This window comes from Sulfitobacter sp. (assembly GCF_036961165.1).
Classification (GTDB): domain Bacteria; phylum Pseudomonadota; class Alphaproteobacteria; order Rhodobacterales; family Rhodobacteraceae; genus Sulfitobacter.
This window is the reverse complement of sequence record NZ_JBALVJ010000026.1, coordinates 1-18,841: the sequence shown is the minus strand read 5'-3', so window position 1 is coordinate 18,841 and position 18,841 is coordinate 1. Positions and strand designations below refer to the sequence as shown.

The following is an 18,841-nucleotide window of genomic DNA, read 5'->3' as shown; positions in this document are numbered from 1 at the left end:
TAACGCATAGCAAGATCAAAAGTTCCTCCGCGGAAGGTTTGGGTAACCAATCAACCCTTGGCGCGGGGCGATATGCATCTTATCACTTTATTATGAAAACATCTGCTTTGATACCTGTGGGTACGCCCGTTCCTGGCTGGACCCCGCCTCTGACACCCGATTGGGATTTGCGCGAAGGCCAATACGTGCGCTTGGAGCGCTTGAATGCGGATGCGCATGCCGCGCTTTTGTACCGCGCTTATGCAGGCCACGACGGGGTTTGGGATTACATGGCCTATGGCCCGTTTTCGTCGGCGGCCCAATATCACCGCTGGGTGCGCGATCACGCTGGTCAAGATGACCCGTGCTTTTATGCCATCAAGAACCTGCAGACCGGTAATTGGGAAGGCGTGGCCAGTTATCTGCGCATCGCCCCCGATGCGGGCTCAATCGAGGTCGGGCACATTAGCTATAGCCCCGCGTTGCAGCGCACAGTTGCGGCGACCGAGGCCATGTATCTGATGATGTCATGGGCATTCGAGGCCGGTTATCGACGCTATGAGTGGAAGTGTAACGCGCTTAATCTAGCATCGCGTCGTGCCGCCCAGCGGTTCGGGCTTAGCTATGAGGGGGTGTTCCGGCAGGCGATGGTGGTCAAGGGACACAACCGAGACACAGCTTGGTTCGCGGCGATTGACCAAGAATGGCCAGCGCTGAAAGAGGCCTATGCCGCATGGCTATCGCCCGCGAACTTTGACAGCAACGGGCGTCAGCGCGAAAGCTTGGGCGATATGACCCGCCTTGTACGGGTCACAGAAGACCCAGCGCTTAAATAGTGCTAGATCGCAATTCTCTGGGATAGACGCTGCTGGATCAAGCCAGCGATCTGGGCCGCCTCTGATGCTGTAGCCCCGCCTGCGGCGCGCTTCCCCTCAAGCGCGATAGCCGCTTGTTCCATTCGCCCATCCTCGACCGAGCGGGCAACACCTTTGAGAAACTGCGCAATATAATCCAGTGCCTTGTCGTCTGCGAGGTTTTCCAAAAGCTCCGCCGCATAGTTGATGTCATCATGATACGCGAGTTCATCTGGTGAGACTTGCTCATCCTCAATGACGCGCAGTCCCGGTGGCTGTCGATCGCGGGGCAGGGTTGCAAGGATCATTTGCTGGAAAACGGCCAGTGAGGTGATCGGTTTGCTTAGGAAGCCTTGGGCACCTGCTTCAATTGCCTCTTGCTCCAGCCCGTCATCCCCTGAGGTTGCCAGTACAACACTTTTTTCGGTATCCGCCTGCGCTAGTTCGGCAACCAGATCAGCGCCGTTGCCATCTGGCAGGCCCATGTCCACTACAACAACCGATGGGCGGTACACCTGCAAATGGCGCCGTGCCGAACGGATGCAATCAGCACGCCTGATCCGTGCGCCAGAGCGCAGGCAAAGCAACCGCATCGCTTCGCAGGCGTATCGGCTATCTTCAACCACAAGAACGGTCAGGCCCAGCAATGGGCGCGCAGCAGTGGGGGCCGGGTAGTTGGCCGCAAACGGATCGTTGTTGTCCATGGTGCTCTCCGATTCCATTAAACTTGTCCCAAGGTTACGCAGCCATAGCTAAGAGAGGGTTAACACGCCGCATTGCATGCCCTGTCTTTGCATCGCATAAACACGCCAGATTGATGCTGAAGGAGAAAGCCATGATCGGACGTCTTAACCATGTGGCCATTGCTGTGCCTGATCTGGAGGCGGCGGCGGATCAATACCGCAACGCGCTGGGTGCAAACGTAGGCGCGCCGCAGGACGAGCCTGACCACGGTGTCACGGTCATCTTCATTGAGCTGCCGAACACCAAGATTGAGCTGCTCTACCCTCTGGGCAAACATTCTCCGATCCAAGGGTTTCTGGACAAAAACCCTGCAGGCGGTATCCATCATATCTGCTACGAAGTTGATGATATTATCGCGGCACGAGACCATCTGAAATCAATCGGTGCACGCGTGCTGGGTACTGGCGAGCCGAAGATCGGCGCGCATGGCAAGCCTGTGATCTTCCTGCACCCGAAGGATTTCAGCGGTGCGCTCGTCGAGCTGGAGCAAGTTTAAGCCATGGGTCCTGTATCAGCCATCGTTCTGTATGCCATTGTCTGGTTCATGTTGTTTCTGATCGTTCTGCCCATCCGTGTGCAGACCCAAGGCGATCTGAATGATATCGTGCCGGGCACCCATGCCGGCGCGCCAGAGCATCACCACTTGGGCAAAAAGGCGCTCTGGACCACAGGTATCGCCTTTGTGATCTGGGGCAGCTTTATTGCGATCATCCTGTCAGGCGTAATCAGCGTGGATGATCTGGAAAACTGGGTGGGACGGGGCGCCCCTGCGGCAGCATCTGGAACAAGTGAGTAAACGTCGCGGCCCCCAAAATGGGAATCACGAGGTTTAGAAACGGGATAGACAGCGGCATCGCCATCAGCGTGCCTGCTGCCCAGATTGTCACGAAATGCTTGCGACGTAGTTCCTTGGCGCGCTTGCGCCCGACACGGCGCATGGCCGCAAGGGTATAATATTCCCGCCCCAGCAAGAACCCGTTCACGGCCCAAAAGATAAAAATCGCGATGGGCGCAAAGGCGACGTAAAGAATCAGCGCCAGCGCGTTGACCGCTATGATCACCCCTAGAAAATTCACCGTATCGCGCAGGCCGTCCCAAAAGGGTGTACGTGGCTGTTGCGGGACATTGGGATAGTGTACAGCCTCTACAGCATCGGCGACGTCATCTAGAAACATTGACGTGATCGCAGAGGCCACAGGCACCATCAAAAACACGGACAAGAACAACAGCAAGAACACCGCACCCCAGCTGAATAAATCGTCCAGCCACTGCACCTCGCCCAGCACGGGCAGCCAGATACTATCACCCGCTGCCCAGTTGATCAGCCAGACAAAGCCTGCGGACGCGCCAACCAGCAGCGCTATGGTAAGTGCCACGCCCATCAGCAGCACCCGCTTAAAACGCGGATCGCTCAATTGGCTCAGGGCAAGGCTGAAGGCGGTGATGATCGTGTTCAGAGCCATGTCGTGATTGCATCCAGATCGGGGCGTGGACGGTCAGGTGGAGTACTCGTTTCAGTGCCTATATGGATGATGCCGGCGATGCGCTCATGCGATGCAAGGCCGAAACCCTGCTCCACGAAGGCACGGTCATGGCTGGCCCAACCGCTGAGCCAGTTCGCGCCCCATCCCGCCGCAAGGCTTGCGTTTACCAGCGCCAGACAGACAGCACCGGCTGAGTATGTCTGCTCTAGTACGGGGATTTTTGGCGAATCCTTTTGCACTTCGATCACCGCTACCGCGAGATGGCCCTGATCAAATTGCCCCCGGCCTTTCGCGATCTGTTCGGCGTCTAACCCCAATGCTTCGCCGCGCGCTTGCGCAAGTTCGGCCAGTGGAGCCATAGCCTCACGGTCGATCACGATAAAACGCCACGGTTCAAGCTTACCATGATCAGGCGTGCGCGCGGCGGCTTCCAGCAGCGTTTGCAGCGCTGCGCGATCCGGAACCGGAGTGGTCAGCGTTTTGGCCGGACGGGACCTGCGCGTGAGCAGAAACTCCAGCGCTTGCGGGTTGGGTGTGGGCATAATTTACAGTCCTAATTCTTTTGCCATGTCGTCTATCAGCTCTTTCTGGAAGGCTGCAACGCGCGGGTTTGGCTGTCGGCGGGTGAGTACATGGTCAAGGGGGTCGGCAGCGAGGATGTCGCTGCCTGACAGCGCCTCTACCGCATGACCGCAGAAGGGCACGTATACCTCGGAATAGCCGCCCTCATGCACAACCACCAGCTTCCCGTCACAGATTTCCTCGGCGGTTTGTTTAACCCTCGTCGTCATGTCGGCAAACGTCCGCGCCATCGCCAGCATAGAGCCGAGCGGGTCGGATGCCGCGCAATCATACCCGCAGGCAACGATAATGATATCGGGGGCAAATGCGTTGATCTGCGGGATCACAACAGTGTCGAGCGCGTGTAGATAGGCCTCATGCCCCGTGCCGGGCGGCAAGGGCAGGTTCAGGTTGAAGCCTGCACCGTCTTCCCTCCCTCGGTCATGCAAGGCGCCGGTCTCAAGGGGGTAGTTACCCTCTTGGTGCATTGAGATGGTGAGTACATCCGAACGACTATAATACACCGCTTCGGTCCCGTTGCCGTGGTGCACGTCCCAATCCAGAACGACAGCCCGCTTGATCTGGCCTTCGGCAAAGGCCGCTTCCAGCGCGATGGCGATATTGGCCATCAGGCAGAAACCCATCGGGCTTTCAGGCTCGCAATGGTGACCGGGCGGGCGACTAAGCGAATAGGCATTGGTCAACTCGCCGCTTGCAACGGCGCGCACCGCAGCTGTGGCAAGGCCTGCAGAAAGCGCCGCAATATCATAGCCGCCGCTGGCGAAAGGTGCGTGAAGCCCTATCTCGCCACCACCAGAATCTGAGGTTGCCTTGAACGCGTCGAGGTAGGTGGCTGGATGTACGCGCAACAGTTCTTCGCGGCTGGCCTCTGGCGCGTCACGCATATCCAGATCCCGGGTTATGCCTGTGACATCCATCAAGTTCTTGAGGCGCCGCTTTGTCTCGGGGCTTTCTGGTAGTCCTCCTGCGGCCAGCGGTTGCACCAACCCACCCAGTTGCAGCGTGCCGGCGTAATTACCACCGGCATGCCAAAAAGTGCGTTCGTTCCAGAAAAAACCTGTCGCCATGATCGCCTCCTAAGCTTGGGTCAAGACAAGCAAAGCAGACGCGGATTGTCCACGCCTATCCGGCTTCGTCAATGATAGCTTGCACATCCAGTCGCGCATTGCCCATTTTCAGATTGCCGGTCGCGTCATAGGGCCAGTCCGGGCGGGGCCGGTCGCGGTAAAGCTCTACTCCGTTTCCGTCAGGATCGCGCAGATAAACGGCCTCGCTCACGCCATGATCGGCAGCACCTTCAAGAGAGATGCCTGCGGCTAAGATGCGTTTGATCACAGCTCCCAAAGCGGGGCGATCGGGATACAGAAAAGCGCTGTGATAAAGGCCGGTATGGCCAGCAGGCGGCGGTGTTCCATCGCGGCTTTCCCACGTGTTCAGGCCGATATGGTGGTGGTACCCGCCGGCGCCCAAAAAAGCGGCCTGATCGCCCATGCGCAGGGTCAAATCAAACCCTAGAACATCGCGGTAAAAGGCAATCGCTCGGTCAAGGTTTGCGACGCGCAGATGGATATGGCCGACGGTGGTATGAGACATTGCTGATACTCCAGTTTACTTGGAGTAATAGCTAATCGCGGGAGGCGGGTATTGCGACACCGGCCTGCGCGCAGCATCTGTGCAGCGGCGCGCAGGCTCAAGATGTCAGAGTCGGGTGTCAGGTTTGAGAGGGCGCGCGGCTTAGGCGCCCACCATGCCCACGATCTCATATGTTTTCTTCAGGATAGGTGCCGTGATCTCACGCGCTTGAAGCGCACCTTTTGCCAACAGGCGGTCAATCTCGGCCGGATCGCCCATCAGGCGCGCCATTTCGGTTGAGATCGGGGCAAGCTTGGCCACTGCCAAATCCGCCAACGCAGGCTTGAACGAGCCGAATTGCTGGCCGCCGACATCTGCCAGAACCTGCTCTACGGTCTGTTCGTTCAGCGCGGCGTAGATATTCACCAGATTGCGCGCTTCGGGGCGGTCTTTAAGACCTTCGACCTCCGAAGGAAGCGCATCAGGGTCCGTTTTGGCCTTGCGGATTTTCTTTGCGATGGTGTCTGCATCGTCGGTCATATTGATGCGGCTGGCATCTGACGGATCGGATTTGGACATCTTCTTGGACCCGTCACGCAGGGACATCACACGAGTTGCGGCACCCTCAATCACAGGCTCTGTCAGCGGGAAGAAATCCACGCCGTAGTCATGATTGAACTTGGCGGCGATGTCGCGCGTCAGCTCAAGGTGCTGCTTCTGGTCTTCGCCCACAGGCACGTGAGTGGCGTGATAGATCAGGATGTCAGCAGCCATCAGCGCAGGATAGGCGAACAGCCCCAAGGATGCGGCTTCGGCGTTCTTGCCGGCCTTGTCTTTCCATTGTGTCATGCGGCCCATCCATCCCATGCGGGCGACGCAGTTGAAAATCCACGCCAGCTGCGCGTGCTCGGGCACTTGGCTTTGATTGATGAGGATGGATTTTTCCGGATCGACACCACTCGCAATAAATCCTGCACACAGCTCGCGGGTGCTACGCTTGAGGTCGGCGGGGTCCTGCGGAACCGTAATCGCATGCAGATCCACCATGCAGTAGATCGACTGCACGCCCTTACCCTGAGCATCAGCAAAGCGCTTGAGTGCGCCCAGATAGTTGCCCAGATGCAGATCGCCAGAGGGCTGGATGCCGGAGAAAACGCGGGGGGTGAAGGTGGTCTCGGTCATGGGATGCTCCGATGGGGCTGGATATGCTCTCGCAGAGGGCTTACCCATGGCACAGGTTCCCGTCAACCAGACCTGAAAGCAGTACATATGTCAGACCCCCACGACCCCGAGTTCGAACCCCCCTTCAACAAGCTGCCAGTAGTGGTGGTTATTCTGTTCCTTATCATGGCCGGTATCGAGGCTGTATTGACGCTGGGCGAGGCGGGCCTTGTTGGTGGTCCGCAAGCGATTGGCTGGCGGTTGGCGCTTGTGCGCGACTGGGGCTTTTCGGGTGATATCTTCGATGCCATGCTCGCGCAGGGGTATTGGTCATGGGACAATCTGGCCCGATTTGTGACGTACCCCTTCATCCACCTCAGCTTTACCCACGCGCTGATTGCCGTGGTGCTGATGTTGGCGCTGGGCAAGATGGCCGCCGAAGTGATGGGCCAACTTGCCATGCTCGCGCTGTTTGTCGTCTCTGGCATTGTCGGGGCGCTGACCTATGCGTTGGTGCTGGACGATCCGGTTTGGTTGGTCGGCGGTTACCCCGCAATTTACGGCTTGATAGGCGGCTACAGCTTTTTGCTGTGGCGCAAGCTGGCAGCAAGCGGCGGCCAGCAGGTGCAAGCTTTTACGCTGATAGCCATGCTCATGGGCTTGCAACTTGTCTGGAGCCTGTTTGCCACGGTTGGCAATGGCTGGGTCGCTGAATTGGCAGGCTTCGTCTGTGGCTTCGGGCTTAGTTTTTTGTGCGCACCGGGAGAATGGACGCGTATTCTGGGTCGGCTCCGTCAGCGATAGGTCTAGCGGCCCCGTCGCATGGCGGCTCTGAATTCGGACATCTTGAACGCGCCCAGCATCTGACCTGAGCCGAAATAGGCAACGGCGCCGAGCAGGAGCAAAATCAACAGGCCTAATCCGCGCCACCATGGCAGCACAAGGAGTGCGCTGAGCTGTAGGTTGACGAACCACAGCGCCGCGCCCATCACCAACGAGGCCGCTATGATGCGCCAGATGCGGGTGCGGAAACGAGCGTCTACGCGCGCGGTCTCACCAAATCTGCGCGCGCCAATTGCCAGTAGGGCGTACATAATCCAGCCCGCAGCAGTTGCGGCAATGGCGGGTGCCAGCCAGCCGACCCAAGGCGCAAGCCCAAAGGACAGACCTGCGTTGACCACCATAGCGACAATCGCAAAATAGAACGGGCGCTGGGTGTCACCACGGGCGAAATAAAGCGGCTGAGCGATCTTTTGCAGCACAAAAGCGGGCAGGCCGAAGCCGTAGATCATCACCGCCGTTGCAATCGCTGCCGTATCATCGGTACCGGAGGCCCCCCGCTCGAACAGGACGGAAACCAGCGTAAGCGGGATCACCATCAGTGCCACAGCCGAAGGGATGGTGAGCGCAAGCGAGATTTCGGCGGCGCGGCTAAGAGCCGACTTTGCACCAGCGTCATCACCTGCTTGCAAGCGGCGCGACAGTTCGGGCAACAGAACTACACCCACAGCAATACCGACAACGCCGAGCGGCAGTTGGTAAAGTCGGTCGGCGGCGAAAAGCCAGCTCACCGCGTTTTCATATTGTGAGGCCACCAGTTGCCCCACCACAAGGTTGATTTGCATCACACCGGAGGCAAGTGCTGCAGGCAATGCAATCACCACCAGATCGCGCATGTTCTTGTTCCAGCGCGGGCGTGCCGGTCGCAGTGAGAACCCCGCCTTCGCTGCTGCACGCCACGTCAGTGTCAGTTGTGCAATGCCGGCCAGCGGGATCGCCCAAATAAGCCAGTTAATCACTTCACCTCCGGTCAATGCGGCAAAGGTCAGTGCTGAGATCACAAAGATATTGAGCAACACGGGGGCCGCTGCTGCTTCTGCAAAGCGCCCCGTGGCGTTCAGAATGCCCGAGAAAAGCGCAGAGAGAGACATGAATAGAATATAAGGAAAAACGATCCGGCCGAACCCGACAGTCAGGTCAAAACGTCCGTCGGCAGTGAACCCTTCGGCCGTGAGCCAGACAAGCCCAGGCATGAAGATCATGCCAAGCGCAGTCAAAAGCGTTACGATAAAGAACAGTCCCGAGAAAGCGTTTTGTGCAAAGGTTTCGGCGTCTGTGCCTGCCTCCAGCCGTTTAGAGAACATCGGCACAAAGGCCGCATTAAACGCACCTTCGGCAAAGAAACGGCGGAACATGTTTGGCAGACGGAAGGCGGCCACAAAGGCGTCCATCAGCGGCCCTGGCCCAATCAGCGACAGGATCATTACTTCGCGCACAAATCCCAGCACACGGCTGAGCAGGGTCCAGACACCAACGGTGAAAAAGCCGGACATCAGGCGGATGGGTTTCATGGGGAGGAGCCTTTGTTGCTGGTCTCTCTTGGCCTAGCGATTGGCACGCGACGTTGCAAATGTCTTTTTCTCAGGGGCGCGCTGACGGCGGTTTTTCCTGTGTGGTGCACCGTTTTTGAGGCCTGACTACATGCTTCTGATCGAAGCTAACGACGCGATCACCTTGCCTTTTGCGGCGGTGTGATCTGCACCCAACGCACTGTGATTGCCAAGCCGACAAGCGCAAGCAACCCACCCCCAGCGTACCAGCCCAAAATCCGTTGAAGATCATCTGCGGGCAGCAATCCTGCCTCTTGCGCGCTTGTCGCAGCCAGCAACAGTGTAGAGGCGAAGAATACTTTGCCCCCAAGACTTTTGAGCGAAAGATACGTGGCCCGTGTGTCGCTCTCTAATAGGGGCTGAATGCGGGCAACGATGAAAGGGTACGCCAACGAGTCCGGCACAATCCGCAGCAACAGCACACCGATAACCAACACCGATGTACTGGCAGCCAAAGCACCCACTAGCGCGATTTGCATGCCAAAGGCGCAAAGGAGGAGTAACGGCAACCCCAGCGCGCTGCGCAAGCGCAGGGCAGCAAGCGACGCGAGTACAGAGACAAGCATCATCACGCTGGTCACCGCCCCGCTGACCAGTGGCGCTTCGGCAGCGAGGTTGAATTGATCCAGCGCTGTCAGGATGAAGGGCTGGCCGAAGACAAAGGGTAAATGGCTGAAGCCATACATCAGAACCGTCAGCACAAAGAGCCATGCCAACACCGGATGAAGCAGCGCCGCCTTAAGCTGTTTGATCTGGATGCGCAGGCCGGGGGCATCATCCGTGCTGCGCGGCGGCTCTGTCATATATGCGACCAACACTGCGGCCACGGCAAAAGCAAACGCCGTTGCGTAGAAGGGGGCGACCGGTGACCAAAGGCTCATCGCGCCGCCCAATATCGCTGACAACGCAAACCCCGCGAGGCTGAAGCGCCATGCCCGCAACTCCTGTGCCTCAACCTCATCAGCGCGGCCAGTGGCATCCAACGCCTCGTAAAGGAGCGACGTGTCTGTCCCCGATTTGAACGCGGCCCCTGCGCCAATCAGGCTTTGCCCCAGCGCAAAAACGGCGAAGCCGCCTCCAGCAGCCAGCGCCAGACAGCCAAGCAGACTGCACAGCGTTGATAAAAACAGTGTCACCCTCCGACCAAGCCTGTCCGAGAAGTAGCCCGATGGAACTTCGAGCACCGTGGTGGCGATGTCGTAGACTGAATAGAGGATGATCGCTTCGGCACCGGATAGGTTGGCCTGAAAATACAAAAACCACACCGCCTGCCAGAACAGCAGGGCGTTGAAAAACTGAAACCAAGGGATCAGTTTTATGGTGCGGTGTAGGGTCAAATACAGGGGGCTCTATTGTCGCATGCAGCGGTCAACAACAGCCCATTGTTTTAGATCACTTGTCTGCCCGCGCTACGCCTGCGTCGATCGCTTCGCGAAGACGCTTTTCCAAGGTGCGTTGCTTGGCTTCTGAATAGTACTTTAATCCGAACATATCCTTCACATAGAAGGTATCGACGACCTGCTCGCCGTAGGTGGCGATAACTGCATTGGCGATATAGACGTTAGCCCCCGCCAGCGCGCGCGCCAGATCATAAAGCAGACCGGGACGGTCGCGGGTATCAACCTCGATGATTGTGTAGATTTCAGAGCCGTCGTTGTCGAAGGTGATATGCGTCGGCACGCGGAATGCTCTTTCGCGTTTCTTGACCTTGTCGCGGGCTTTGAGAGCATCGCGCGCGATCACCTCGCCGCGCAGGGTCTTCTCAATCATCTGACGCAGGCGTGGCAGCTTGGACGCTTCATAGGCGTTGCCTTCGCTGTCCTGTATCCAGAAAGCATCAGTGATGTAGCCGTCTTTGGTCGTATAACTGCGCGCGTCCACTACATTGGCGCCGACCAGCGCCAAGGCACCCGCCAGCCGCGAGAAGATGCCGGGATGGTCTGGCATAACGAAACATGCGCGCGTGGCGTCGCGGTCTTCATCTGGGTGCAGGTCAATCAGGACCGAATCAGGCTCGATATCGCGCAACAGGTTGGCAAAGGCGACATGGGCCGTGACGTGCAGGCCCTGCCAGTATGGATCATAGTGCCGGGACGTCTCTGCCTTGAGCGCTTTCTTAGGCCAGTCGGGCAGGGCGGCGCGCAGTGTTTTCTTGGCCTCGGTCCCACGGTTTTGGCGGTTGAGGTCTTCAAGGCCGGTTTCAAGCGCCCGTTCCGTTTGGCGGTAAAGGGCGCGGATCAGCACAGCCTTCCAGTTGTTCCATGTGTCGGGGCCGACGCCGCGAATATCACAAACTGTAAGAACGCAAAGCAGGTCCAGCCGTTTGACCGTCTGCACCGCCTTGGCAAAATCACGCACCGTGCGAGGATCGGCGATGTCGCGTTTTTGCGCCATGTCCGACATCAGCAGGTGATAGCGCACCAGCCATTCGACAGTGTCGACTTCGTCCTGCTTGAGCCCCAGACGCGGAGCCACCTTGCGCACGATCTGGGCGCCGAGGATCGAATGATCTTCCGACCGGCCCTTGCCGATGTCATGCAGCAGTAGTGCCACATATAGCACCTTGCGGTTCACGCCGCGCTTGAGGATCGAGGAGGCAACGGGCAGCTCTTCCTCCAGCTCGTTCTTTTCGATCATTGCGAGGTGGGCGATGGTCTGGATGATGTGTTCGTCCACGGTATAGCTGTGATACATGTTGAACTGCATCATCGCTACGATCGGCTCAAATTCAGGGATGAACGCGGCCAGCACGCCCAGTTCGTTCATGCGGCGCAGGGCGCGTTCGGGATTGCCATGTTTGAGCAGTAAATCAAGGAAGATGCGCTGGGCTTCAGGATCGTTGCGCAGGGTATCGTTGATAAGATGCAGGTTTGCTTTCACGGTGCGCATGGCATCAGGGTGGATCAGCATGCCAGTGCGCAAGGCTTCTTCGAAGACGCGCAGCAGGTTGAGCGGGTCACTCAGAAATACCGCGTCATCCTTAAGCGCAATGCGATTGTGCACGATGATATAGCCGTCCTTGATCCGCGGCCTGCGCCGAAAGATCCGTTCCAGTAAGGGTTCGGATTTCACGTGCATGTCTTCCAGCTTTGTCAGGAAGATGCGGGTCAGATCACCAACCGCGGTGGCGTGGCGGAAGTAGGCTTGCATGAAAACTTCGACGGCACGGCGGCCGGCGCGGTCTTCAAATTGCATGGCCTCGGCCACGCTTACCTGCATGTCAAAAGTCAGCTGTTCGGTGGCGCGGTTGGTCAACAGGTGCAAATGTCCGCGCACCGCCCACAGAAAATTCTCGGCGGCTTTAAAGGTTTCGTATTCATCCTCGCGAAAGACGCCCTCGGCGACCAGATCTGCGGAATGCTCTACTCCGTGGATGAATTTGGCGATCCAGAACAGCGATTGCAGATCGCGTAACCCGCCTTTGCCTTCCTTGACGTTAGGCTCAACCACATAACGTTGGCCCTGTTTCATATGTCGGCTGTCGCGCTCCGCCAGTTTGGCCTCGATAAAATCGCGCCCTGAACCCGAGAACAGATCGCGCTTGAGCGTGACATCCAACTGATGCGCAAGCTCGGTGTCGCCGCAAATGTAACGGTGCTCCAGCAGGGCCGTCTGGATGGTGTAATCTTCGGTGGCTAGCTGCACGCAATCTCGGATGGTCCGGCTGGAATGGCCGACCTTGAGCTTGAGGTCCCACAGCAAATACAGCATCGCTTCGATCACGTTGCTGGCCCACGGGCTGATTTTTCCGGGCAACAGGAACAGAAGGTCCACATCCGAAAACGGCGCCATTTCGCCGCGGCCATAGCCTCCGACCCCTATTACGCTAAGCGCTGGTGCGCCTTTGGGCGCAGGATGTAGAGAATGCGTTGCAACCTTAAGCACCGACTTCACCATCCCGTCCGTCAGGTAGGTGTAGGAAGCTGTCATAGTGGTTGCGTCAAACGGGTTGGCCGCAAATGCCTCTGCTATTGCAGCACGCCCTTTTGTTTGGGCCGTGCGCAGGATTTTGACGACCTCTGCACGTAGTGCGGCATCGTCTACGCCACGCGCTGCAGCGGCCGCAATTTCCGCATCTATGGCATCATGGTCATAAATGTCATTTGGCGGAGCACTCAGGCACGGCTGTAATTCCGCGCCTGAGTCCGGTGTCATTTGGTCTGTCACGGACGCGCTCAGAAGCCCGCGCCGCCAAAGGCCTGTGGGGCGGCTTCCAGCAATACGACCTGATTGTTACGCACTGCTGCCACGGCAAGCCCACGCTCGTTTGTGCCGTCGGCACGCAGACGGAAGATACCGCTTGCACCTTTAAAACCGGCGCCTTGGGTCAATGCTGCGGTGGACAGAGCATTCTTTTTGCCGCTTTTGACAAGTGATCCGATGGCCGCAATGCCGTCGAAGGCTAGACCGGCAATATCCAAAGGCCGCTCGCCGTAAGCCGCGTTGTAGCGAGACGCGAATGCCGCACTTGCACCAGGGTCAGGCAGTGCAAACCAGCCGCCCTGAACGCCCGGCAAAGCCAGTGTTTGTGCTGGAATGTCCCAACGCGACAGGCCGACGAACTGGGTGTTCTGATTGCTGATACCTGCGCTCGGCAACATTTCAGCCAGCAGCGGCAGCGCAGTTGACGAGTTCGCCGTCAGGAACAGAGCGTTCGCACCGGTGCTTTGCATGGCAGCTTTCACTTTTGGAACCGCACCGCGGACGCCTTCCTGACTAAGCGGGTATTCTACGGTACCCGACAGTGTCGCACCATTGGTTGCAATCGCCTTTTGAATGGCATTGCGTCCCAACTGGCCACCGATGTCACTTGCGTGCAGAACCACGATCTTTTCTTTGCCTGCGCGCCTTGCGTAATTCACCAGCCGGTTGGCGGTATTGTCAAAGGTTGGCCCAAGCACAAAGACGTTGCCGCCAGCGATGGTTGTGTTGTTGGAGAACGACAGAACCGTCACGCCGGATTCGGCAACGGCGACACCTGCGGCATTTGCTGCTTCACCGTAGACCGGCCCGATGATGATTTTTGCACCGTCATTCACCGCCTGCGCGGCGGCAGTGGCCGCTGTTCCAGCTTTGCCAGCCGTGCCGTAAACCCGAAGATCAATCTGCACACCGTCAAGATCGCGGATCGCAAGACGTGCTGCGTTCTCAAGGTTCTCGGCCAAAAGGTCGTCAGATGCGGACCCTCCGCGTGGCACCAGAAGCGCAACAGGTACAGGAGCGTTGGGGTCAATGTTGGGCCCGCCAAGACCGCCAAGCGTGGCCGGATCACAGGCCGTTAGCATCATCGCAAAAATCGGCAGTATTAACAGCCGGATCGGCTTTCGGATGGTGCGTAGGATGGCAAACATGGTAACAGTACTCCCCAGTCAATGGCGCAGGAACCCACCCGCGCTGTAATTGGCGCAATCATATCGTGTCACAGGGGCGGGTCCAGCGTTGAATATCCATAAGCAGAAGTTAGCGCCGGGAATTACCTTTGTAGGCGTACCGATCGGGACCGCACGGGACATCACGTTGCGCGCATTGGATGTGCTGGCCAGTGCAGACATGTTGGCCGCCGAGGATACGCGCAGCTTGCTCAAGCTTATGGATATCCACGGTATTCCGCTTGATGGGCGCAGGATCACCGCGCTGCATGACCACTCCAGCGAGGGGGCGGTAACACGGCTGATCAAGGCGGTACAGGACGGCAAATCAGTGGCTTATGCATCCGAGGCGGGAATGCCACTCATAGCTGATCCAGGGTTTGAGCTGTCGCGCGCAGCGGCATTGGCGGGGGTTCCCGTCACATGCGCGCCCGGACCCTCAGCGGTGCTCACCGCATTAGCGCTGGCTGGATTGCCCACGGATTCTTTCCATTTTGCCGGTTTTCTGCCGAATACCAAAGCGGCGCGGTTGAGCGCACTAGAAGGACTGCGCGATGTCCGCGCGACGCTTGTATTCTACGAATCACCCAAACGTCTGGGCGCGATGTTGCGCGACGCGAATACTGCGTTGGGCGGAGTCCGCTCGGCAGCCGTTTGCCGTGAACTGACAAAGAAGTTTGAAGAGGTCCGCCGTGGGACCATCGAAGAGTTGGCAGATTACTACAGCGAGGTTTCTCCAAGAGGGGAGATCGTGGTTTTGGTGGATCGCGGAGTTTTAGAAACTGTTAACTCTGATGATCTAGAGTCGTCCCTGAAGGCTGCTTTGGAAGAGATGTCCATGCGCGATGCAGTGGATCTGGTTTCGAAGGCCCACGCACTGCCGCGCAGGCAAGTGTATCAGGCCGCTTTGGAGCTCAATACGCAAAAAGGTTAAAACCCATGACGCATCCGCACAAACAGGTTCATCGCGGGAACATGTCATTTCACGCCGGTCTAGCCGCCGAAGGGCGTATTGCGCTGGATTACGAGCTGCGCGGTTTTGCTATCGCGCAACAACGCTGGCGCGGCAAAAGCGGTGAGATCGATCTTATCGTTCGGGATGGCGACGGTCTGATATTCATCGAAGTAAAGCAAAGCCGCAGTTTCGAGCGGGCAGCATTGCGTGTCAGTCCGGCACAAATGCGTCGTATCTATAATTGTGCCGTGGAATATCTGGGCACCCAGCCACGTGGAAACCTGACAGATGTCCGCTTTGACGTCGCGCTGGTGAATGGTCACGGTGAGACACAAATCATTGAAAACGCCTTCGGTCACGGCTGAGGGCATTGCGCCGGACGCTTTGCTTTGTCATCAAAGAGACAACAGCAAGGATATGCACATGAAAATCGCCTTTCAAATGGACCCGATCGGGGACGTTAATATTGACGCCGACAGCAGCTTTCGCCTCGCAGAAGAAGCGCAGGCGCGCGGTCACTCGTTGTTTTTCTACACGCCGGATCATCTGGCCTATCAGGAAGGCCGGATAACCGCGCGTGGTCATGATATGACCGTGCAGCGTGTGGCGGGAAACCCTGCCATTTTGGGAGAGATGCGCGAAGTCGACCTCTCCGAATTTGACGTGGTCTGGCTGCGTCAGGATCCACCCTTTGACATGCACTACATCACGTTAACGCACCTGCTGGACCGTATTTCAGAGACAACATTGGTCGTGAATGATCCGTTCTGGGTGCGCAACTACCCTGAAAAACTGTTGGTGCTGAATTTCCCCGATCTCACGCCTCCTACAACTATTGCCCGCGATCTGTCGACGATCAAGGCATTCAAAGAAAAGCACGGTGATGTCATTCTCAAGCCGCTTTATGGCAACGGCGGTGCAGGCGTCTTCAAGCTCACCCATGACGACCGCAACCTCAGCTCCCTGCATGAGTTGTTCACCGGCTTTTCACGTGAGCCACTGATTGTGCAAAAATTCCTGCCGGATGTGTCCAAGGGCGACAAACGCGTGATCTTGGTGGACGGCGAAGCTGTCGGCGCCATCAACCGTGTGCCTGCCGAGGGCGAGACTCGATCCAACATGCATGTGGGCGGACGCCCTGAAAAAGTGGGCCTGACCGCGCGTGACCACGAGATTTGCCAGCGCATCGGTGGCCTGCTCAAGGAAAAAGGCCAGGTTTTTGTCGGGATCGACGTGATCGGAGACTACCTCACAGAGATCAACGTAACATCGCCCACAGGTATTCAGGAACTAGAGCGTTTTGATGGCGTAAACATCGCAGCCAAAATCTGGGAGGTCATCGAGGCCAAGCGCGGATGAGCATCGCGCTAGGACTTCTAAATCCGTGGCTGAGGGCGGTTGAAAAGCGGCGCATGCGCAACGGCTCTGTGCAGGTGTTGCGCAGGGCATTCGAGGTGCAGGCCCGCCTGTTGTTCCGTTTCCCTCGTGGAGTACAGCGCCGCTGGACCGAGTTTGGTGGGGTTCCCTGTCTGGAGGTGACGCCGCGCAACCGCGTCGCCGGGCGGTACTTGCTCTATCTTCACGGAGGCGGGTTTGTGTTCGGCAGCCCGACTACCCACGCGGCTTTGGTCGCTCAGCTAGTTGCACGGCTTGGGGCGCAGGCTGTGATACCGCGCTACCGTCTTGCGCCGGAAGCGCCGTTTCCCGCCGCGCCGCAGGATGTGCGTGCGGCGTGGGATGGCTTAATTGCAGCCGGGATCGCGCCCAAGGATATCGTGCTGGGCGGTGATAGCGCTGGCGGTGCGTTGGCCTTTGGATTGGTGGCCGGCCTTTGCGCTGAAGGGGCTGATGGCCCTGCGGCCGTTTTCGGTTTTTCGCCTCTGACCGACCTGACCTATAGTGGAAAAAGCTTTGGCGAAAATGCGCATTACGATGTCATTCTTCCGGCCGAGCGCGCGGTGGCGATGGCGGAGCTTTTTCTACAAGGTCACGCGGGCAATGATCCCTGTGTCAGCCCGATGTTCGCCGATTTCAACGGCGCACCTCCTGCATGGATCACCGTTGGCGATACTGAAATATTGTTGGATGACGCGCGCAGGCTTGCCGCACGATTGCGTGAGGGCGGTGTCACGGCAAAGCTAGTCGAGCATCACAATCTGCCGCATGTCTGGCCGCTCTTCCACACCATGCTACCCGAAGCGCGGCAAACGCTTGATGAGCTGGCGCTTTGGATCAGGCAACAACAAGGCTGGGCAGTCTAAAACCTACCGCTTCGGCCACATGTGGCTTCCGCACATTGGCCGAGCCGTCGAGGTCTGCAATGGTTCGTGCCACGCGCAAAACGCGGTGATAGCCTCGCGCGGACAGGCCAAACCGTTCGGCTGCGCGAACCAGAAGGGCGCGCCCTTCTGCATCAGGTGATGCCATCTGCTCCAGCATTTCACCTTCGGCATCCGAATTACAACGCACATTCGGAGCAGCAACAAAACGTGCCAACTGTGTTCCTCTCGCCTGTGCCACTCGCGCTGCCACGCTCGCCGAACTCTCGCCCGAGGCAGTTAGATCTAGATCGGTGTAGGTCACGGGCGGGACATCAACGCGCAGATGAAACGGTCCATCAACGGCACCGATATGCGGCCCATATAATCTTCTCCACACTGCGGGACGCGCGCGCAGGCGCGGGCCGGATCGGGCAGATAGCCGCATTTGCACGGATTAGCAGCAGCCACCAACATGAAACGGCCGAGATATTTGACGTGAGCATTGGCGCGGCTGATCATCACTTCGCCTGTTTCGATAGGCTGACGCAAAGTTTCCAAGACATTGCGCGGGAATTCTGGAAATTCATCCATGAACAGCACACCGTTGTGGGCAAGGCTGACCTCGCCGGGTTTCGCGTTGCGCCCGCCGCCGATGATCGCGGCCATGGATGCGGTATGATGGGGCTCCCGAAAGGGCCGTGCGCGGCTGATGCCACCTTTGTCCAGCAATCCGGCAAGCGAATGGATCATCGAGGTTTCCAGCGCTTCGGCGGCTGAAAGCGGAGGTAAAATGCCGGGCAGGCGCGCGGCCAGCATGGATTTCCCTGATCCTGGCGTGCCGACCATGATCAGATGGTGGCGGCCGGCAGCTGCAATCTCTAGCGCGCGTTTGGCGCGCTCTTGTCCTTTGACCTCGCGCAGATCACGGCTGTGATCCAGTGGCGCGACTTCGCCCGGTTCAGACGGAGACAGCGGAACCTGACCTGTGTAATGCCGCACAACATCGCCCAAGCTACGCGCGGCAATCATCTGATAGGCGTTGACCCAAGCCGCTTCGGCCCCTGAGCCTTCTGGGCACAACAGGCTGCGCTCTTCCTGCGCGGCGGCCATTGCGGCGGGAAGGGCGCCCACCACTGGTACCAAAGTGCCGTCTAGCGAAAGCTCCCCCAGCGCCACAACGGTTTCCACCACGTCTTTGGGTAGGATGTCCAACGCAGCGAGCAACGCCAGCGCGATCGGTAAATCAAAGTGGCTGCCTTCTTTTGGCAGGTTGGCGGGGCTTAGGTTGATGGTGATGCGTTTGGAGGGCAACGCAATCGCCATAGAGGTGAGTGCCGTGCGCACGCGGGCTTCAGACACTGCTTTGTCCGGCAAGCCCACGATAGAGATTGTGAACGAGCCGGAAATTTGACGAATTTTGTATGCGCGAATGGCAGCTATGGGCGGCGATTTCAACGGGTCGACGCAACACTTTAATCTTTAGCCAAAGA

General features: G+C 58.2%; 18 protein-coding genes and 1 pseudogene. 8 read left to right on the top strand and 11 right to left on the bottom strand.

Annotated elements, in window-relative coordinates:
* Nucleotides 1-92 precede the first annotated feature (92 nt).
* Nucleotides 93-815, top strand: coding sequence for a GNAT family N-acetyltransferase (locus V7730_RS12315; RefSeq protein ID WP_335747893.1), 723 nt, complete (start codon nt 93-95; stop codon nt 813-815).
* Between the two features lie 2 nt (nt 816-817).
* Here the strand turns inward: V7730_RS12315 and V7730_RS12310 are convergent, their stop codons facing one another.
* Entirely contained in the window at nt 818-1,537 is a 720-nt protein-coding gene (locus tag V7730_RS12310) for a response regulator (RefSeq protein ID WP_335747892.1), read from the bottom strand.
* A gap of 131 nt (nt 1,538-1,668) precedes the next feature.
* On the opposite strand from V7730_RS12310, the gene mce reads away from it, so the two are divergent.
* A complete protein-coding gene (mce, locus tag V7730_RS12305) occupies nt 1,669-2,073 on the top strand; it encodes a methylmalonyl-CoA epimerase (RefSeq protein WP_335747891.1) in 405 nt (134 codons plus the stop codon).
* A gap of 3 nt (nt 2,074-2,076) precedes the next feature.
* Entirely contained in the window at nt 2,077-2,373 is a 297-nt protein-coding gene (locus tag V7730_RS12300; RefSeq protein WP_335747890.1) for a DUF1467 family protein, read from the top strand.
* On the opposite strand, the gene V7730_RS12295 is transcribed toward V7730_RS12300, so the two are convergent.
* From V7730_RS12295 to trpS, 5 genes are all read right to left on the bottom strand, one after another.
* Entirely contained in the window at nt 2,303-3,040 is a 738-nt protein-coding gene (locus tag V7730_RS12295) for an EI24 domain-containing protein (protein WP_335747889.1), read from the bottom strand. The genes V7730_RS12300 and V7730_RS12295 overlap by 71 nt on opposite strands.
* A complete protein-coding gene (locus tag V7730_RS12290) occupies nt 3,031-3,603 on the bottom strand; it encodes a nitroreductase family protein (protein ID WP_335747888.1) in 573 nt (190 codons plus the stop codon). The genes V7730_RS12295 and V7730_RS12290 overlap by 10 nt, the downstream gene beginning before the upstream one ends.
* Before the next feature lie 3 nt (nt 3,604-3,606).
* Nucleotides 3,607-4,710, bottom strand: a complete 1,104-nt coding sequence (locus tag V7730_RS12285; protein ID WP_335747887.1) for a class II histone deacetylase — start codon at nt 4,708-4,710, stop codon at nt 3,607-3,609.
* A gap of 55 nt (nt 4,711-4,765) precedes the next feature.
* A complete protein-coding gene (locus V7730_RS12280) occupies nt 4,766-5,236 on the bottom strand; it encodes a VOC family protein (protein WP_335747886.1) in 471 nt (156 codons plus the stop codon).
* Nucleotides 5,237-5,377: 141 nt separating this feature from the next.
* Nucleotides 5,378-6,397, bottom strand: a complete 1,020-nt coding sequence (trpS, locus tag V7730_RS12275; RefSeq protein WP_335747885.1) for a tryptophan--tRNA ligase — start codon at nt 6,395-6,397, stop codon at nt 5,378-5,380.
* A gap of 87 nt (nt 6,398-6,484) precedes the next feature.
* On the opposite strand from trpS, the gene V7730_RS12270 reads away from it, so the two are divergent.
* Complete coding sequence (locus V7730_RS12270; protein WP_335747884.1) at nt 6,485-7,180, top strand: rhomboid family intramembrane serine protease; 696 nt, start codon at nt 6,485-6,487, stop codon at nt 7,178-7,180.
* A gap of 2 nt (nt 7,181-7,182) precedes the next feature.
* On the opposite strand, the gene murJ is transcribed toward V7730_RS12270, so the two are convergent.
* The 4 genes from murJ to V7730_RS12250 all read right to left on the bottom strand — a co-directional run bounded on the left by murJ (nt 7,183) and on the right by V7730_RS12250 (nt 14,117).
* Nucleotides 7,183-8,727 (bottom strand): murein biosynthesis integral membrane protein MurJ, encoded by a 1,545-nt coding sequence (murJ, locus tag V7730_RS12265; RefSeq protein WP_335747883.1) that lies wholly within the window; start codon nt 8,725-8,727, stop codon nt 7,183-7,185.
* Between the two features lie 158 nt (nt 8,728-8,885).
* On the bottom strand, nt 8,886-10,103 hold the full coding sequence (locus V7730_RS12260) for an MFS transporter (protein WP_335747882.1): 1,218 nt from the start codon (nt 10,101-10,103) through the stop codon (nt 8,886-8,888).
* 55 nt (nt 10,104-10,158) lie between these two features.
* Nucleotides 10,159-12,921: a [protein-PII] uridylyltransferase gene (locus V7730_RS12255; RefSeq protein ID WP_335747920.1), complete on the bottom strand. Its 2,763-nt coding sequence runs from the start codon at nt 12,919-12,921 to the stop codon at nt 10,159-10,161.
* Between the two features lie 20 nt (nt 12,922-12,941).
* Nucleotides 12,942-14,117 (bottom strand): penicillin-binding protein activator, encoded by a 1,176-nt coding sequence (locus V7730_RS12250; protein WP_335747881.1) that lies wholly within the window; start codon nt 14,115-14,117, stop codon nt 12,942-12,944.
* An 88-nt stretch (nt 14,118-14,205) separates the two neighbouring features.
* Between V7730_RS12250 and rsmI the strand changes: the two genes are divergently transcribed.
* Genes rsmI through V7730_RS12230 form a run of 4 tightly spaced genes read left to right on the top strand, consistent with a single transcriptional unit; the run spans nt 14,206 to nt 17,351 of the window.
* On the top strand, nt 14,206-15,069 hold the full coding sequence (gene rsmI / locus V7730_RS12245) for a 16S rRNA (cytidine(1402)-2'-O)-methyltransferase (RefSeq protein WP_335747880.1): 864 nt from the start codon (nt 14,206-14,208) through the stop codon (nt 15,067-15,069).
* Between the two features lie 5 nt (nt 15,070-15,074).
* Nucleotides 15,075-15,455 carry a YraN family protein gene (locus V7730_RS12240; RefSeq protein WP_335747879.1) on the top strand — a complete coding sequence of 127 codons (381 nt, stop codon included), beginning with the start codon at nt 15,075-15,077 and terminating at the stop codon, nt 15,453-15,455.
* A gap of 58 nt (nt 15,456-15,513) precedes the next feature.
* Entirely contained in the window at nt 15,514-16,449 is a 936-nt protein-coding gene (gene gshB / locus V7730_RS12235; protein WP_335747878.1) for a glutathione synthase, read from the top strand.
* A complete protein-coding gene (locus V7730_RS12230; protein WP_335747877.1) occupies nt 16,446-17,351 on the top strand; it encodes an alpha/beta hydrolase in 906 nt (301 codons plus the stop codon). The genes gshB and V7730_RS12230 overlap by 4 nt, the downstream gene beginning before the upstream one ends.
* Here the strand turns inward: V7730_RS12230 and V7730_RS12225 are convergent.
* Nucleotides 17,323-18,737: pseudogene (locus V7730_RS12225) on the bottom strand (YifB family Mg chelatase-like AAA ATPase); the annotation flags it as partial. The gene V7730_RS12230 and the pseudogene V7730_RS12225 sit on opposite strands and share 29 nt — an antisense overlap.
* Between the last annotated feature and the right edge of the window lie 104 nt (nt 18,738-18,841).

Coding starts and splice junctions, on each gene's coding strand:
- V7730_RS12315 (WP_335747893.1), top strand. CDS start 93: ATGAAAACATCTGCTTTGATACCTGTGGGTACGCCCGTTCCTGGCTGG.
- V7730_RS12310 (WP_335747892.1), bottom strand. CDS start 1,537: ATGGACAACAACGATCCGTTTGCGGCCAACTACCCGGCCCCCACTGCT.
- mce (WP_335747891.1), top strand. CDS start 1,669: ATGATCGGACGTCTTAACCATGTGGCCATTGCTGTGCCTGATCTGGAG.
- V7730_RS12300 (WP_335747890.1), top strand. CDS start 2,077: ATGGGTCCTGTATCAGCCATCGTTCTGTATGCCATTGTCTGGTTCATG.
- V7730_RS12295 (WP_335747889.1), bottom strand. CDS start 3,040: ATGGCTCTGAACACGATCATCACCGCCTTCAGCCTTGCCCTGAGCCAA.
- V7730_RS12290 (WP_335747888.1), bottom strand. CDS start 3,603: ATGCCCACACCCAACCCGCAAGCGCTGGAGTTTCTGCTCACGCGCAGG.
- V7730_RS12285 (WP_335747887.1), bottom strand. CDS start 4,710: ATGGCGACAGGTTTTTTCTGGAACGAACGCACTTTTTGGCATGCCGGT.
- V7730_RS12280 (WP_335747886.1), bottom strand. CDS start 5,236: ATGTCTCATACCACCGTCGGCCATATCCATCTGCGCGTCGCAAACCTT.
- trpS (WP_335747885.1), bottom strand. CDS start 6,397: ATGACCGAGACCACCTTCACCCCCCGCGTTTTCTCCGGCATCCAGCCC.
- V7730_RS12270 (WP_335747884.1), top strand. CDS start 6,485: ATGTCAGACCCCCACGACCCCGAGTTCGAACCCCCCTTCAACAAGCTG.
- murJ (WP_335747883.1), bottom strand. CDS start 8,727: ATGAAACCCATCCGCCTGATGTCCGGCTTTTTCACCGTTGGTGTCTGG.
- V7730_RS12255 (WP_335747920.1), bottom strand. CDS start 12,921: ATGACACCGGACTCAGGCGCGGAATTACAGCCGTGCCTGAGTGCTCCG.
- V7730_RS12250 (WP_335747881.1), bottom strand. CDS start 14,117: ATGTTTGCCATCCTACGCACCATCCGAAAGCCGATCCGGCTGTTAATA.
- V7730_RS12240 (WP_335747879.1), top strand. CDS start 15,075: ATGACGCATCCGCACAAACAGGTTCATCGCGGGAACATGTCATTTCAC.
- gshB (WP_335747878.1), top strand. CDS start 15,514: ATGAAAATCGCCTTTCAAATGGACCCGATCGGGGACGTTAATATTGAC.
- V7730_RS12230 (WP_335747877.1), top strand. CDS start 16,446: ATGAGCATCGCGCTAGGACTTCTAAATCCGTGGCTGAGGGCGGTTGAA.